Annotated in this window: 15 protein-coding genes; 11 read left to right on the top strand and 4 right to left on the bottom strand. The window is 68.5% G+C overall.

All coding sequences use genetic code 11. The features are described from left to right. Window positions 1–38: 38 nt before the first annotated feature. The 6 genes from D1648_RS03865 to D1648_RS03840 all read left to right on the top strand — a co-directional run bounded on the left by D1648_RS03865 (window position 39) and on the right by D1648_RS03840 (window position 6622). A complete protein-coding gene (locus D1648_RS03865; RefSeq protein WP_122939504.1) occupies window positions 39–1406 on the top strand; it encodes a sugar ABC transporter substrate-binding protein in 1368 nt (455 codons plus the stop codon). Then, window positions 1403–2329: a carbohydrate ABC transporter permease gene (locus tag D1648_RS03860; protein ID WP_122939503.1), complete on the top strand. Its 927-nt coding sequence runs from the start codon at window positions 1403–1405 to the stop codon at window positions 2327–2329. Before D1648_RS03865 ends, D1648_RS03860 begins: the two co-directional genes overlap by 4 nt. Further along, window positions 2326–3162, top strand: a complete 837-nt coding sequence (locus tag D1648_RS03855; protein ID WP_122939502.1) for a carbohydrate ABC transporter permease — start codon at window positions 2326–2328, stop codon at window positions 3160–3162. Before D1648_RS03860 ends, D1648_RS03855 begins: the two co-directional genes overlap by 4 nt. A gap of 241 nt (window positions 3163–3403) precedes the next feature. Next, window positions 3404–4759, top strand: coding sequence for an ABC transporter substrate-binding protein (locus D1648_RS03850; protein ID WP_122939501.1), 1356 nt, complete (start codon window positions 3404–3406; stop codon window positions 4757–4759). Window positions 4760–4851: 92 nt separating this feature from the next. After that, a complete protein-coding gene (locus D1648_RS03845) occupies window positions 4852–5703 on the top strand; it encodes a carbohydrate ABC transporter permease (protein WP_241155343.1) in 852 nt (283 codons plus the stop codon). A 1-nt stretch (window position 5704) separates the two neighbouring features. Beyond that, window positions 5705–6622 carry a carbohydrate ABC transporter permease gene (locus tag D1648_RS03840; RefSeq protein WP_122939499.1) on the top strand — a complete coding sequence of 306 codons (918 nt, stop codon included), beginning with the start codon at window positions 5705–5707 and terminating at the stop codon, window positions 6620–6622. Between the two features lie 24 nt (window positions 6623–6646). Here D1648_RS03840 and D1648_RS03835 read toward each other — a convergent pair whose 3' ends face one another. The 3 genes from D1648_RS03835 to D1648_RS03825 are packed head-to-tail and all read right to left on the bottom strand — an operon-like array spanning window position 6647 to window position 8305. After that, a complete protein-coding gene (locus D1648_RS03835; protein ID WP_122939498.1) occupies window positions 6647–6862 on the bottom strand; it encodes a DUF2945 domain-containing protein in 216 nt (71 codons plus the stop codon). Beyond that, window positions 6859–7416, bottom strand: coding sequence for a DUF488 family protein (locus tag D1648_RS03830; RefSeq protein ID WP_122939497.1), 558 nt, complete (start codon window positions 7414–7416; stop codon window positions 6859–6861). Before D1648_RS03830 ends, D1648_RS03835 begins: the two co-directional genes overlap by 4 nt. A 25-nt stretch (window positions 7417–7441) precedes the next feature. Further along, on the bottom strand, window positions 7442–8305 hold the full coding sequence (locus D1648_RS03825) for a glycosyl hydrolase family 32 (protein ID WP_164518576.1): 864 nt from the start codon (window positions 8303–8305) through the stop codon (window positions 7442–7444). A 321-nt stretch (window positions 8306–8626) separates the two neighbouring features. Between D1648_RS03825 and D1648_RS03820 the strand changes: the two genes are divergently transcribed. The 4 genes from D1648_RS03820 to D1648_RS03805 are packed head-to-tail and all read left to right on the top strand — an operon-like array spanning window position 8627 to window position 13468. Continuing rightward, window positions 8627–10156, top strand: coding sequence for a sugar ABC transporter ATP-binding protein (locus D1648_RS03820; RefSeq protein ID WP_122939495.1), 1530 nt, complete (start codon window positions 8627–8629; stop codon window positions 10154–10156). Beyond that, window positions 10153–11169 carry an ABC transporter permease gene (locus D1648_RS03815; RefSeq protein ID WP_122939494.1) on the top strand — a complete coding sequence of 339 codons (1017 nt, stop codon included), beginning with the start codon at window positions 10153–10155 and terminating at the stop codon, window positions 11167–11169. Before D1648_RS03820 ends, D1648_RS03815 begins: the two co-directional genes overlap by 4 nt. Window positions 11170–11228: 59 nt before the next feature. Then, complete coding sequence (locus tag D1648_RS03810) at window positions 11229–12227, top strand: ABC transporter substrate-binding protein (RefSeq protein WP_122939493.1); 999 nt, start codon at window positions 11229–11231, stop codon at window positions 12225–12227. A 32-nt stretch (window positions 12228–12259) separates the two neighbouring features. Continuing rightward, window positions 12260–13468 carry a DUF4185 domain-containing protein gene (locus D1648_RS03805; protein ID WP_122940211.1) on the top strand — a complete coding sequence of 403 codons (1209 nt, stop codon included), beginning with the start codon at window positions 12260–12262 and terminating at the stop codon, window positions 13466–13468. A 170-nt stretch (window positions 13469–13638) separates the two neighbouring features. On the opposite strand, the gene D1648_RS03800 is transcribed toward D1648_RS03805, so the two are convergent. Then, entirely contained in the window at window positions 13639–14211 is a 573-nt protein-coding gene (locus tag D1648_RS03800; RefSeq protein WP_122939492.1) for an XRE family transcriptional regulator, read from the bottom strand. Between the two features lie 168 nt (window positions 14212–14379). Here D1648_RS03800 and D1648_RS03795 point away from each other — a divergent pair, with 168 nt between their 5' ends. Beyond that, a complete protein-coding gene (locus tag D1648_RS03795) occupies window positions 14380–15681 on the top strand; it encodes an MFS transporter (protein ID WP_241155342.1) in 1302 nt (433 codons plus the stop codon). The last annotated feature ends 45 nt before the right edge of the window (window positions 15682–15726 follow it).

The following is a 15726-nucleotide window of genomic DNA, read 5'->3' as shown; positions in this document are numbered from 1 at the left end:
GATTACTGCCATCGCCCCCAACGCCGCGGGAAGTGAGCATGACACGCCGTTCCACCGATCCGGGCTCGCAGCTGTCCAGACGTCGCCTGCTGACCACAGGCGCCGCAGCGCTCGGCGGGGCCGCAGGAGCCTCGACCCTCTCCTCCTGCGCCGCACGCGGCTCGTCACAGGAGCCGCTGCAGTTCTGGCAGTTCTACGCCCCGGTGGATCAGCAGGACCCGAACCTGCTCGCCCAGAGCCGGTGGTTCCTCGACAGGATCGCCGAGTGGGAGACCGCCGGCGGGCGCCCCGTCGAGCCGGTCTACATCCCCGGCTACACCGATCCCACGAACACCCGTCTGACCACGGCCTTCGCCGCCGGCAACGGCCCGGACATCTTCCTCATCTCCCCCGGGGACTTCCTGCGCTACTACAACGGCGGAGTCCTGGAGGACCTGACCCCGTACATGGAGAAGGAGGCGATCGCGGACTTCTACCCCCAGGCGCTCGCGACCCGCACCGTCGACGGTCGGATCTACGGGCTGCCGATGGAGCAGGAGCCGCTGGCGATCTTCTACGACGTGGCCGCCTTCGAGGAGCACGGCCTGTCCGAGGCGGATCTCCCGACGACCTGGGACCAGATGCTCGAGCTCGGCAGGGAGATGACCGGCGGCGAGCGAGCCGGGCTGGTCTTCGAGACGCTGCCCGGCTATTACCAGAACTTCACCTTCTACCCGTGGCTCTGGCAGGCGGGAGGCGACGTCATCGACACCGACTCGCAGACCCCGATCTTCTCCGGGGATGCGGCCGTCGAGGCCCTGACCCTGTTCCAGGACGCGATCACCACCGGGGCCGCCCCGCGCACCCGACCCGCCAACGGCGACATCGTCAGCGCCCTGACCGGCGGCTACGCCGCGATGTGGCAGGGAGGGATCTTCGACGTCGCCGCGCTCGCGCAGAACGCGCCCGAGTACGACTACGGCATCTTCTCCCTCCCCGCTCCCCCGGACGGCGATCACACCACGTGCCTCGGCGGCTGGGCCTGGTGCGTCAACTCGCGCGGACGCGATCCCGAGGCGGCTGCCCGCTTCACGGTCGAGGTGATGGGCTCGATGCGACAGGAGTCGATCGACGCCGGGGTCGAGTGGAACGGGGTGGCGAAGGGGAACATCGCCGCGCGCGCCTCGGTGACCGAGGCGATCGGGGACAGCGGGGCGTTCGAGGATCCGATCCTCCAGCAATTCCGCGACCAGATCCTCCCGGAGGGCCGTGCCGAGCCCCGCTTCCCCCCGGTGATCTACAAGGCGGTCTCCAACGCGATCCAGGCGACCATGCTCGGCGGTGACGACCCGGCCCGCCAGGCCGAGATCGCCCAGGGCGCGATCGAGAGCTACCTGGAGACCTACGAGGGAGGGACGCTGCTGTGAGCACGATCGAGATCTCCCGCACCGCCGGCACCCGGACCGGCACGGGCGCCGATCGCCGTCGCAGGGAACGACGCGCGGCGTTCTGGTTCCTACTCCCCGACACCCTGGGCCTGGCGGTCTTCGTCGCGGTGCCGATGGTGCTCGCGATCGCCCTGGGCTTCTTCCGGGTCGACGGCTTCGGCTCGTTCGACTTCATCGGGACAGACAACTACGTGCGCATGGCCGGGGACCCGCAGTTCTGGTCGAGCGTGCGCATCACGCTGATCTATCTCGTGGCCGTCGTCCCGCTCATCTTCGTGATCGGCCTGGGGCTCGCGCTCCTGGTGCAGCAGAAGCTGCCGATGATCGGGCTGATCCGCTCGGCGCTCTTCCTGCCCTATGTGGTGAGCCTCGTGGTGATCGCGATGGTCTGGCAGTTCATGCTCGCCGACAGGGTGGGCGTGCTCAGCCGTCTGCTGGGCGTCTTCGGGCTCGAGGGGATCTCGCCGCTCGGCGAGCCGTCCCTCGCGCTCGGGACCGTGGTGCTGGTGACCGTGTGGTTCCAGATGGGCTACTACATGATCATCTTCCTCGCCGGTCTCCAGGACATCCCCGGGGAGTACTACGAGGCGGCGCGGATCGACGGGGCGAGCGCCTGGCAGCGGTTCCGTCGGGTCACCCTCCCCCTGCTGCGCCCCACGAGCTTCTTCGTCCTGGTCACTGCGACGGTCGCGGTGATGACCGGCGGGCTGGACCTGATCTTCGTGCTCACCGGAGGCGGCCCCGCGGGCGCCACCTCCCTGCTCATCTTCTACATCTACGAGCAGGCGTTCCTGTTCGGGGAGCTCGGCTACGCCGCCGCGATCGGCTCGGTGCTGGTGGTGGCGATGCTCGCCTGGTCTCTGCTCATGTTCGCCGTGACCAGAGGAGGTCGTTTCGAATGACCACCGTGCAGCCCCGCCGTCCCCGATGGACGATCACGAAGAGCGCCCTGCTGCTGCTCGGCATCGTCCTGGCACTGGCGACCGTCTTCCCCCTGGTGTGGATGGTGACCGGATCCTTCAAACCCGCCGACGAGGTCAACGGCGCTTCTCTGCTGCCCTCCGAGCCGACGCTGGAGAACTTCGTCTACGTCTTCACGCAGGTCCCGTTCCTGCGATACATGCTCAACAGCTTCATCGTCTCCGCAGCCGTGACGGTGCTGGCGCTGTGGTTCCACTCCATGGCCGCCTATGCGCTGGCCAGGCTCCGTTTCCCGGGCCGCGAGACGCTCTTCCTGATGATCTTCTCGACGATGCTGGTCAGCCTGCCCGTGATCCTCATCCCCACGTTCGTGGTGGTGCGCACGCTCGGCTTGGTCGACACCTACGCGGGCCTCATCGTCCCGGCGATCTTCAACGCCTTCGGCATCTTCCTGCTCCGCCAGTTCTACGTCTCCCTGCCGGCAGAGCTCGAGGAGGCGGCGCTCGTGGACGGGGCGAGCTACTGGCGTATCTACCGCAGCATCATCCTGCCTCTGAGCAGGCCGATCCTGTCTGCCCTGACGGTGTTCTTCTTCCTCACGAACTGGAACTCCTTCGTCTGGCCGCTGACGATCACCTCCGACCCGGACCTCCGGGTGGTCCAGCTCGGGATCGCGACGTTCCAGCAGCAGTACGCCTCGGACTGGAACTACGTGCTCGCCGCAGCCACCGTCGCCGCCCTGCCGACGCTGCTGATCTTCTTCGTGTTCCAGAAGCAGATCGTCGAATCGATCAAGTCCGCCGGCTTCAAGTGAGGAAGCACCGGCGACGTCATGCCCACGAGCGCCGTTGACAGCCGTCCGACAACGGGATACGGTTCTGCGTAATCGATTTCTTGCAGGCGGACGACGTAGCCCGCCGCATGATCGACGCCCCGTATTCCCACCGCAACGCCCTGCCCGACGGGACGAAGCGCAGAGTTCCGCACATCGACGTGCGGCGCGATACGCCATGCCCCTTCGTGGCAGGGCCCTCTGAACATCGAGGAGCAGACCGATGAAGCGCAGGACACTCTTCTCCGCAGCAGCAGCCACCGCCGGCATCGCCGGTCTCGCCTCGTGCGGCAGCGGCACTCCTGGGCAGTCGAAGGAGGACCCTGCGGCCGCCGGCCGCTCCCAGGTCGAGTTCTGGGGAAACGTCTTCACCACCCCGGAGAACGACTGGTACGAACAGATCGTCAAGGATTTCAACGACGCCCAGGACGAGGTGTACGTCAACTACCAGGTCGTCCCCGGAGATGCATGGGATCAGAAGCTCAAGGCCGCGCAAGCCGCTGGCAACGCACCGGACCTCTATATCCAGGCGGGTCGGCTCGACACCGCCGCCCGCACTGGGACACTGATGCCGCTGGACGACCTCTTCGACGGAGGACAGCTCGACGACCTCACCGACATCTCGAAGGAGGTCTGCCAGTACCAAGGGCAGTTCTACGCGTTCCCGCTGCTCGTGGAACCGCAGATGACTCTCTACTGGAACAAGGATCTCTTCGAGCAGGCCGGCCTGGATCCCGAGAAGGCGCCGACCTCCTGGGACGAGATGTACGACGCCTGCGAGGCGCTCGCATCGGTGATGGGCAACGGCGAATTCGCGCTGAACACAGCAGTCGACTCAGGGACGTTCGGCTGGACCACTGTCGCCGCGCAGATGCACGTGGCCGGCCACCTCCCGATCTCGGACGACTGGGCCTCCGCCGACGCGGAGGACGCGAAATACGAAGAGCTCATCACCTTCTACAAGACGCTGCAGGAGAACTCGTGGGTCCCCCGGCAGCCGCTCGGCGAAGGGAACTCCGCCCAGGCGTTCGGCGAAGGGAAGGTCGCGATGATGTCGCAGGGCTCCTGGGGCATGTCCGAGATAGCCGCCGACTACCCGGACCTCGTCCCCGTGACGGGCATGGCACCGTGGGTGCAGTCCGACGGCGACCAGACGCACTCGGTGTCGACGATCGGCAACATGAAGTGGGTCGTGGACGCGAAGGCAAAGGAGCCGGAGGCGACCGCCGCCTTCATCAGCTGGGCGCTCGGCGGAGAACCAGAGGTGCTGCGCCCCTTCTTCGTGGACACCCAGTTCACGAAGGCCCCCGCCCGGCACGAGGTCACCGAGGTCGTGAACGCGGATCCCGCCGCGGCCGACGCCGACTGGTCCACGGTGGTCTTCGAGGACATCGTCCCGTTCTGCATCCCCGAGGCGCAGTACCCCTGGGACATCAACCTCGCGATGGGTGATGCGATCCAGGCCGGGATGCTCGGGGAGAAGTCGCCCGCCGAGGCGCTCGCCACCGCACACAAGGAGATCCAGAAGGTCATCGACCGCGAAGGGCTGGCCGACGTCCGCGCCGAGATGGACGGCTGAGGCACACCATGGAGGTCACACCCTCGGCCGCGCCCCCGGCCACGGTCCACTCGCGCCGCTCCGTGCACCCGAATCGGCAGAAGGACACCAGCATGGCGTACATCATGCTGGCGCCCGTCCTGGCGCTCCTCGGCACCTTCGTCGTCTGGCCTGCGATCCAGGCGGTGTACCTGAGCTTCTTCGACTGGAGCTTCTACACCGACTCGGAGTTCGTCGGATGGAAGAACTTCCGCAACGTGCTGATCGACTCGAAATTCTGGGAAGCGGTGGTGCGGGGTCTGCAGTTCGTGATCATGACCGTTCCCGTCAGCCTGGTCCTGGCATTCCTCGTCGCCACACTCGCGACCTCTGTCTCGCGTCGCGTCTCCACGCTGCTGAAGGTCAGCATCTACATCCCGTCAGTCATCTCCGGTGTGATCGCCTCGATCACGTTCGTGATCATCTACGACTACTCCGGCGGTCTGCTCAACGCGCTCATCAACATCGTCGGCGCACCGAACCAGGCATGGCTCGGAGATCCCCGCTGGGCGCTCGCTGCGATAGCCGTGCCCGCCGTGTGGCTCGGCTTGGGCATCACGACGCTGATCATGATCGCAGCCATGCTCGACATCCCCGAGAGCCTCTACGAGGCCGCAGAGCTCGAGGGGGCCGACTGGTGGCAGCGCACCCGCTTCATCACCATCCCGCAGATGAAGAATGTCCTGCTCTTCCTCTTGGTCACCGGTTTCGTCGGCTCTATCCAGCAATATGAGCTGCCTCTGGTCATGACGGGAGGAGGCCCCAATGGCGCCACCGAGCTCCCGAACCTCTTCATCTTCAACCACTTTCGGGGAGACGCCTACGTCGGCTACTCGATCGCCGCAGCACTGCTTCTGTTCGTGGTTCTGGGTTCGATCTCCTCGGTGATTTTCCGGATCGTCAACTCCGAGAAACTGGTGGATTGACATGAGCGTGCTCGCAGATCACCGTCCCTCCACGCCGATAGGCTCGGTCGAGGACGCCGCTTCGCTGCGCCGACGGACACGTCGACGCACGCTCCTCCAGCCGGGCCGGCTGCTGAGGCTGCTGGCGAAGGCGGTCTTCAGCGCTCTGATCGTGTTCCTGGCGCTGTTCCCGCTCGCATGGATGATCATCTCCGGGTTCAAGATCCGCACCGAGGTGGTCTCCACGCCCTTCCAGTTCTTCCCCGAGGTATGGCAGTGGGAGAACTACGCGCAGATCCTCTCGGACTCGGCATTCTTGAGGACGCTCGCGATCACCGGCGGCGGCGCGGTGGTGTTCACCGCAGGGTCCATCGCAGTGAACTCGATGGCGGCCTACGCCTTCGCTCGCCTGGAGTTCGCCGGGAAGAAGTTCGTATGGCCGCTCGTGCTGATGACGATGTTCATCCCCGGGATGACGATCCTGCTGACCAGCTTCATCGTGGTGACGAATCTGCGAATGCTCGACACGCTCGCGGTGCTGATCATCCCCGGCATGGCGGCCGCAGGACACATCTTCTTCGTCCGCCAGTTCTACCTGAACATCCCCTCCAGCCTCGAGGAGGCGGCAGTGATGGACGGCTGCGGTCGCTGGGGGGTGTACCTGCGTGTCTTCCTCCCGCTCTCGAAGGCGCCGTTCGTCGTCGTAGGGATCACGAGCTTCATGGCGTACTGGAACAACTTCGTCTGGCCGGTCATGACGATCACGAGCCCGGAGCTCTACCAGGTCCAGCAGTACCTGGCCGCGTTCCGCGGCGAGCGTTCCTCGGAGCTCGGTCTGCTCATGGCCGGTTCTGCCTGCGCCGCGCTCCCGATCATCGTCATCTTCCTGATCTTCCAGCATCAGATCATCGCCAACATCAAGATGGCCGGGCTGAAGTAGCCCGGGCCTGACCTGCCGGGGCGGTCAGCTCTCGAGCTTCCTCAGCGCCGAGCCCTTGTGCGCGGCGACGTGGTCGGTGCGGTCGCTCGCGATCTCGTACTGCGGCTCGTCCTCGCTCGCGCGGCGTCGATGCCCCTTGTACTCGAAGTCGGCGGTGTGGACCTTCGTGATCGTGCCGCTGACGCGGCCGGCCTCGGAGTTCCAGCTGACGTGGTCGCCGACGGCGAACTCGGTGCTCATGATTCCTCCTGTGCTGAGGGCGGGTAGATCACGGTGCCGTCCTCGCGGACGACGGGACGGGCACCCCAGGCGCCCAGCTCGTGCTCGACGGGGTCGGCGCCGGCGCGGAGGTGCACGACCTCCCAGCCGCGCGCGACGAGGGTGTTCGAGATCAGCAGCCGGTGGCAGCGCCAGGGCATCGGCTCCCCGCACATCACCGCCACGTGATGCTCCGCGGCGAGCGCGGTGAGCTGCGCGATCCCGGCCTCGTACTCCTCGCCGAGGGTGTGGTCGGCGTAGTTGCGGAAGCTCGTGTTCTGCCAGCCGGCGTTCAGCTGCGGATCCGCGTCCCGCTGCTTCGGGCGGCGTCCGGTGAGCTCGGCCAGGCGCCGGTAGCCGATTCCCGCCTCGCCCAGCCAGCGGGTCAACTCCTCGGCGTCGAACTGGGGGCTGCGGCGGGAGCCGGGCAGACGGCGCACGTCCACCAGCTCGTCGATCCCGGCGCTGCCGAGGGTCTCGAGCACGACCTCCTCGGGGCAGGTCCAGTGCCCGATCGTCCAGATCGTTCCGGCCATCGCGCCTCCCTCCGTCTGCCCTCCATCATGCCTCGGCGCGGATCTCCAGCGGGCGGATCGTGAGCCCTCCCCTGCCCCAGCCGCCGCCGGTGATCCAGGTGCGCTCGCCGTCGACGACGATCTCGGCGCAGTGCTCGTCGAGGTCGACGTCGATCCGGCCGGCCTCGGTGAAGCTCAGCGGGTCGCGGGAGAAGAAGGCGAGGGTGCGGTCGTACTCGCCGGACTCGCACACGAACAGGATCCACCCCTGTCCCGCCGGGGTCACGAAGGGCGACTCCGTGGGGCCGCCGACGGTCCCCCGTTCGGCGGAGCGGTAGGCGACGCGTGCCTCCGACCAGGTCAGGAGGTCCTCGCTGCGGCGCACCGCGACCTCGTGGAAGCCGCCGTGCGGCGCGGAGGTGCGCGTGTAGTAGAGCAGCCACTCCTGGCCCACGCGCAGCAGCATCGGGTCGCGAGCGTCGAAGCCGTCCTCGAAGAGCACCGGCTCATGCCGGGTCCAGGTGAACAGGTCCTCGCTCGTGGCGAGGGTGATGCGGTAGGCGCTGTGGTCGGCGGTGCCGCCCGCGTAGACCATCCGGTAGAGGCCGTCGTGGTGGATCACGTGCGGCGCCCAGACGTGCATCTCGCCCTGGTCGGTGCGAGCGTGGAGCACAGGGTCGTGGATCGCCCAGTCGGCGCCCTCGAGGCCGTCGGCCGAGGCGTGGAGGAAGAAGGTCTCGTCCAGCGGGGCCGCGGGCTCGGGATGCCAGATCCCGAAGACGTGCCAGCGCCCGTCGGCTGCGCGGATCAGGCTGTGGTCGTTGACGTACCAGGGCTCTTCGGCCGACGGGGACGCATCGAGCAGGCGGCGCTTGACGCCGGGGATCAGGCGGAGGGATGCAGTGGTCACGGTGGCTCCTCGTCGAACGTCCCAGCAGCGCAGGCCTGCACTCGCGGACTCGGAGCCTACAGGTGGTAATCGATTACGACCAGGGGGTTCCTGCAACACCGAAATGCTTGACGCAGATCACACACTCCCGTAGCCTCGATCGCGCCGAGGCAGCCATAGGGGCCGAAACCGCAGGCAGACTCCACGTGAAAGCTCGTGACGCACCGCCGCCCTCTCCCCCTTGCTGTCTTGCGAGCGAGTAAACGTTATTTCGTCAATCTCCCACCCGTGCCGTCTCGGTGTCATGCCGCACCGCGATCGATCGCCCAGAGAGGAGCGGGCATGGACTCAGCGGACATCCCCTTGCTCGAGGTCAGGGACGTCTCGAAGACCTTCCCCGGCGTCCGCGCCCTGAGAGGGGTCTCCCTCGAGCTCCATGCCGGCGAAGTGCTCGCCGTGTGCGGGGAGAACGGGGCTGGCAAATCCACCCTCATGAACATCCTCAGCGGGATCATGCCGGCGGATGAGGGCGGCCGGATCTCCTTCCGCGGAAAGCCGTGGGCGCCGCGCACTCCCCGGGACGCCAAGGACTCCGGGCTGGCCATCGTCCACCAGGAACTCCAGCTCGTCCCCGACCTCGATGTCGCCCAGAACATCGCTCTGGGGCGGACCTCCGGGAAGGGCCCGCAGCTCCTGGTCGACGACCGCAGGAATCGTCGCGAGTGCGCGAAGCTACTGGACCGGCTCGGCATCGCGATCCCCGTCGGCGCACGCCTCGGAGATCTCTCCGTCGCCGAGCAGCAGATGGTCGAGATCGCCCGCGCGCTGTCCTACGACGCCAAGGTCCTGATCATGGACGAGCCGACCGCAGCGCTCAGCCAGCAGGAGGCCGAGAAGCTCTTCGACCTCGTCGAACAGCTCACCGCGGAAGGGCTCGGCGTCATCTACATCTCGCATCGCCTCCACGAGGTGATGCGGCTCGCCGACAGGGTCACGGTGCTGCGCGACGGCGAGAGCGTCTTCTCGACGGACCGGAGCGAGGTCACCCGCCCCCTGCTGATCGAGAAGATGGTCGGCCGGCCCATCGAGGAGGACCGCCGGATCGCCTCCGAGCCCGCCCCGGAGGTCGCCCTCGAGGTCTCGCACGTCAGCACCGAGGCCCTCCTGGACGACATCTCCTTCACCCTCCGTCGCGGGGAGATCCTCGGACTCGCCGGGCTAATGGGCTCAGGCCGCACCGAGCTGGCCCGGGCCATCATCGGCGCCGATCCGCGAAGCGCCGGCACCATCACGATCAACGGCCGGCCCGTGAACGTCCGGATCCCCTCGGATGCCGTGGCGCGCGGGATCGGCTACCTCTCCGAGGACCGCAAGGGCAGCGGACTGCTGCTGGAGAAGACCGTCAGCGACAACATCGCCATCGCGAACCTGCCCCAGAACACCCGCCTCGGCGTCGTGGACGGGGCGGCCCTGGACACCATCGCCGAGAAGCACGTCCGCAACCTCTCCATCCGCACCCCGTCGATCCATCAGACCGTGCACCTGCTGTCCGGAGGGAACCAGCAGAAGGTCATCATCGGCAGATGGCTGGAGCGCGACACCGACATCCTCATCGTCGACGAACCCACTCGCGGCATCGACGTCGGGGCGAAGGAGGAGATCTACACGATCCTCGAGGGCCTCGCGGAGGCCGGCAAATCCATCATCGTGATCTCCTCGGAGATCCCCGAGATCCTCCGGATCTCGCACCGCATCGCCGTCATGTCCGAAGGCCGTCTGGCCGGAGTCGTGGACCGAGCGGGCGCCACCCAGGACACACTCATGGCTCTTGCGACCACAGGCCGCGACAGCGCAGTGGAGGGAGTCGGATGAGCACCGATCAGTCGAGCGTCGCCACCAGCTCCGGCACCGCGACCGCCACGCCCGGGAGGACCCGCCGCGGGCCCGAGCTCCAGAAGTTCGCCCTGCTCGGCGCGCTCCTGCTGCTGTTCCTGGCGTTCTTCATCGCCACCCCGAACTTCCTGACGATCTCCAACATCTCCGGGATCCTCCTGGCGGCCTCGGTCACAGGGATCCTGGCGCTGGGCACGAACTTCGTGATCGCCACCGGCGGCATCGACCTCTCCGTCGGCACCGGGATGACGCTGTTCTCGGTGCTGCTCGCCGTGCTCGGGACGTCCGCGCACATAGGACTGCCGCTGCCTGCGGCGATCCTGCTGACCCTCGTGATCGGTGCCCTGGTGGGCATGTTCGTCGGGTTCCTGGTCTCGTACATGAAGATCCCTGCGTTCATCGCGACGCTGGCGATGATGATGGCCACCCAGGGGCTCTCCCTGATCATCACCAGCTCCACCCCGCAGTACTTCACGGAGCACGCCTGGTTCCGCCAGGTCGCCACCGGTCAGCTGATCCCACGGATCCCCAACGCCGTGTTCATCTTCGCCGTGGTGGCGCTCGTGGCCTGGTTCCTGATGAACCGGACCCTCGTGGGACGCTATGCGATCGCCATCGGCTCGAATGCCGAGGCGACCAAGCTCTCCGGAGTCAACACCCGGCGCTGGACCATGTACATCTACATGACCGCGTTCGTGTTCACCGCCGTCGCCGGCATCGTGATGGCCTCTCGGCTGAACTCCGCCCAGCCCGCCCTCGGCGTCGGCTACGAGCTGGAGGCGATCGCCGCCGTCGTCATCGGCGGCACATCGCTCGCAGGTGGCCGCGCGGCCATCGGCGGCACGGTCATCGGCGCCACCCTGATGGCGACCCTCAACAACGGCCTGCAGATCCTGGGGATCGCCCAGGAGTGGCAGCGCATAGCGGTCGCGATCGTCATCCTCATCGCCGTCTGGGGCGACTCGGTCCGACGCAACCGCGCCGCTTCGTGACCCCGGCTCGGGACATCGCCCCGCTCGCACCTGATTCCACCCGCACAAAGGAGACGAAGATGTCGAACATCGCACGACGCACCCTCGGTGCCGGGGCCCTGGGAGCCCTCGGACTCTCCCTCGTCGCGTGCAACCGCGGCACCGACTCCGCCGGCGGCGTATCGGACGGCGGCGGCGAGACCGCCGGCTCCGGCCCCAGCATCGCGATCATCTCCAAGGGCTTCTCCCAGCAGTTCTGGGTCACCGTGCGCGACGGCGCCTTCGCCGCCGCCGAGGAGCTGGGCGCCCAGGTCAGCTTCGACGGCCCCGACACCGAATCGGACGTCGAGCAGCAGATCCAGCAGCTGCAGACAGCGCTGAACGGCTCCCCTGATGCGATCGCCTACGCGGCCCTGGACTCGGAGGCCTCCCTGCCCCTTCTGGAGCAGGCGCAGAGCGGGGACATCCCCGTCATCGCCTTCGACTCCGGGGTCGAGTCCGACATCCCGCTCTCCACCGTCGCCACCGACAACGCCGCGGCCGCCGAGGAAGCCGCCGAGAAGATGGTCGAGCTGGTCGGCGAGGAGGGATCGGTTGCCGTCATCGCGCACTCGCAGACCTCCCTGACCGGCGTGCAGCGCCGGGACGGCTTCGTGGACTACATCGAGGCCAACACCTCGCTGACCATCGCCGACATCCAGTACTCGGATTCCGACGTCCTGAAGTCCACCAATGCCACCAACGCGATCCTCCAGGCCCATCAGGACCTCAAGGGGATCTTCGCGACCAACGAGGCCTCCGCCATCGGCATGATCACCGCGATCGACGAGCTGGGCCGCAAGGACGGCCTGGTCGTCCTCGGCTTCGACTCCGGACAGGGCCAGCTCGACGCCATCCGGGACGGCCGGATGGAAGGTGCCGTCACCCAGGACCCCTACGACATCGGCTACAAGACCGTCGAGACCGCCCTGGCGGCGATCAACGGCGAGGACGTCGAGCCGGAGGTCGACACCGGGTACTACTTCTACGACGAGTCCACCATGGAGGACGAGGCGATTGCCCGCTCCCTGTACGAATGAGCACGGCACCCATCGACCCGAAGGAGAGCTCGATGCCCACCGCACGATCTGAGGACAGCGATGACTGCGCTCCCGACGACGACACCGCCCTGTCCCGTACCGGATTCCTGCGCGGCGGGGCGGCCGCGCTCGCTGCCGGGACGGTGATGACCGCCGGTGCCGCGAGCGCACGCCCCGCCCCCGGGAAGGGTGGCCATGAGGCACGGCGCGGCGTGGACCCGAATCCCGACTACCGCCGCCCGCGGGTGACACGGCTGAGAACCGTCACCGGGCCCGGGATCACCACCCGGTTCCGGATGGATGCGACCGATCTCGGCGCACCCGCCGTGACCCCGGACGGGCGGATCCTGGTGGTATTCGGGGACACCTTCGAGGAGGCGGCCGTCGGCGGCGGCTGGTGGCGTGCGCCCGTCGGCCTGTACGCGAACCCCCGCCGACGGCTCGAGACCGGGCTGTCCTGGACGAGCGCCGTCGGCGGCGAGACCGCCGAGGAACTGGTCGAGTACGCGCACGACAGCGATCCGGTCTCCACGATCCTGCCCGGGGACGTCCTCACCGTGGGCGGGACGATGTACCTGTGGGTGATGGTCAACCATGGCTTCGGCAACGTCGCCTCGACCGAGATCTGGACCTCGAACGACTCCGGCGAGAGCTGGGAGCGCACCGCCGAAATGTTCCCCGGCGACCACCTCGACGGGCTCGCCCAGCAGTGCACCTGGGCGCTGCACCCGAGCGACGGGCACGTATACCTGCTCACCACGGGCTTCCAGCGCGACAAGGAGGCGATTCTCCAGCGCGTCCCGCAGGAGAAGATCCTCGACCCCGCCGCCTACGAGACCTACGGCGCGACCGGCGAGGGCGAGGAGCAGCGGTGGGACTGGGGGCTGCCGCCCACACCCGTACTCGGCGGGCAGGTGGGCGAGATGTGCCTGCGGATCGTCGAGGACCGCTGGGTGCTGACCTGGTTCAACGCAGGCCTGTACCGGGTGGACGTGCTCCTCGCGGGTTCCCCTGAGGAGATCCGCTCGCCTGCCTTCTCCGAGACGCTGCTGTGGGGCGGGAACTGGGGCCAGGAGGACGACGAGCGCGTCGCCCAGCTCTACGGCCCCTACGTGCTGCCGGGCTCCACCCTCGAGGACCTCCATCTGCTGTGCTCGCAGTGGAACACCGCCGAGGGCTGGCCATACCACGTGCAGCAGTACCGGGTGGAGGGACTGCGCACGGCGGCCGGCCTCTCCTGAGCCCTCAGTCGTCGACCGTGACCGCCCGCTGTCCGCGTCGATGATGAGCTTGTGGTCCGCCGCGCCCGGCGGTCATCACGTTCCCCTCTCGTCCGTCCCGGTCTCCGGTGCGGCCGGGTGCCCGAGTCTGCGCCCGACCCGGGACGGGACCGGCGCTCTCCACCGGCCGGTCATCGGGAGGCGCCCGTGCGCGGCAGCACCGCCACGGAGAGGAAGACGACGACCTGGCCGTCTCGGGCGCGATAGCGATGCACGTCCCCGGCGGGCGAACGGCCCGATCCGCCGGCCTCGATCACGCACTGCTGCTCGCCGACCCCCGACTCGAGCGCCCCCTCGATGACGTGGAGCATGATGCCGCCGGCCGCCCCGCCCGAGTCGCCGGTGTAGACGTCCTCCCCCACGAGCTTCCACTTCCAGGTCTCCACCGACACCGACTCGGTGTCCATCGCGTCCAGGAGCACGGCCCAGCTGCCGGAGTCGGTGGACCAGATCTCGACGCCCTCGGGGGCGTCGTCCGCGCCGACGCCCATGAGGGCCGCGAAGGTGGTGCCGAGCCCGGCGGCGATGCGGTCGAGGATCGCGACCGACGGGTTCGCCTGGCCGAGCTCGATCTGGGTGAGCATCCGGCGGGAGACGTCGCTGTGCTCGGCGAGGGCGGCGACGGAGAGGTCGAGCTCCTGGCGCGCAGCGCGGATCCGCTCGCCGAGGTGCTCCACGACGGCCGGGCGCATCCCACCGCTCATCAAGGCCTCCTGGTCGTTCTCTCGCGTGCCCGGAAGCCTAGCGCCGACCGGGGTGACGGGAACTATATTGCGCACGCCTGGCGTTGCGCATTATGTTGCACATCAATGCGGGAGCGTGACCGCTCCGCCCCGCACGCCGCTCTCCCTGCACCCCCGAAGGAGGTCCTCATGGCTGCGCCCGCCACCGCCCCGCACACCCCGGTGACCCGGCCCGATGCCCGGCTGCTGCGCTGGTTCGGCTCCTACGGGACCTTCGCCGTGCCGCAGGCCGCGGCGCCGATCGCCTTCTCGCTGATCGCCCTGCCGCTCACGGGCAGCGCCTCCAGCGGCGCGGCGATGATGCTCGCGATGACGATCGCGCAGGTCCTCGGCGCGGTGCCGCTCTCGCGCCTGGGCCGCCGCTTCGCCCCGGTCCCCTTCATGCGCGCACTCATCGGCGTGCGCACGCTCGCGCTCGTCGCCATCGCGGTGCTCGCCGGGATCGGCGCGCCCTTCTGGCTGGTCGTGGCGGGGGCGGCGCTCGCGGGTCTCGTCAACGGCGCCGCCTACGGCACTCTGCGCTCTGTCCTGAACCATCTCGTGCCGGCCAGCCGCCTGCCCCGCTCCCTCGGCGTCGCGGCCACGCTCAACGAGGTCACCTTCGTGTCCTCGCCCGTGATCGCCGCGGCCCTCGGCGGCATCTCCCCGCAGCTCGCCGCCTGGGCGATGGTGCTGCTGGGTGCGGTGCCGATCGCACTGCTGCCGCAGATCCCGTCGGCGACGGCGCCCGGCCCCGAGCAGCGAAGCACCGCCCTGCGGCTGACCCCGATGGTCGTGCTGTGGCTGGTGTGCGGCGGGGCGAGCTCCGCCGCGATCTCCGCGATCGAGATCGGCTCGGTCTCCCTCGCGGTCTCCTTCGGGATGCCCGCCGCCTGGGGCGCCCTGTTCCCCGTCGCGATCTGCGTGACCTCGATCCTCGGCGGGGTGTGGGTGAGCGTCCACAACCGCGAGCCGCGCCGTCGCACGGTGCTGGCCTGGCTGGGCGTGACCGCGCTGGGCGTGGTGGTCGTGGGCTTCGGCCACTCCGCCGCGGCGACCGTGATCGGTGCGCTGCTGGTCGGCGCGGTCCTCGCACCGCTGGCGACCTACTACTCGCTCGTGCTGGACCGTCTGGTCGCCCCCGAGCATCGGGCGGAGGTGTTCGCCCTGCTGCGCACCGCCAATGCGCTGGGGATCATCACCTCCTCGGCGCTGATCTCGCTGGTCTCCCTGCAGGCGACCTTCACCGTGGTGATCACGGTGATGACCGGCGTGCTGGTGGTGACCGGGGTCGTGTTCACCTCCGCCTGGGTCGCGTTCCGACGCCGCCGCCTGGCCCGCGTGGCCGCGGAGGCGCGGGCGCACGGGCACGCTATCGGTGCCGCACCGGCCGGCGGCGACGGCGGCACGGCGGAGCGTCAGCACGAAGGGGCGCCCAGCGGCACGCACTGACGCTCAGCGCCGCGCCGTGCCGCCTGACGCCCCTTTCTGCAGACG

Source organism: Brachybacterium sp. EE-P12, from assembly GCF_003711805.1.
Taxonomy (GTDB): Bacteria; Actinomycetota; Actinomycetes; order Actinomycetales; family Dermabacteraceae; genus Brachybacterium.
Note: the sequence above shows the minus strand (reverse complement) of the source record. Positions and strands in the feature narration are given on the sequence as shown.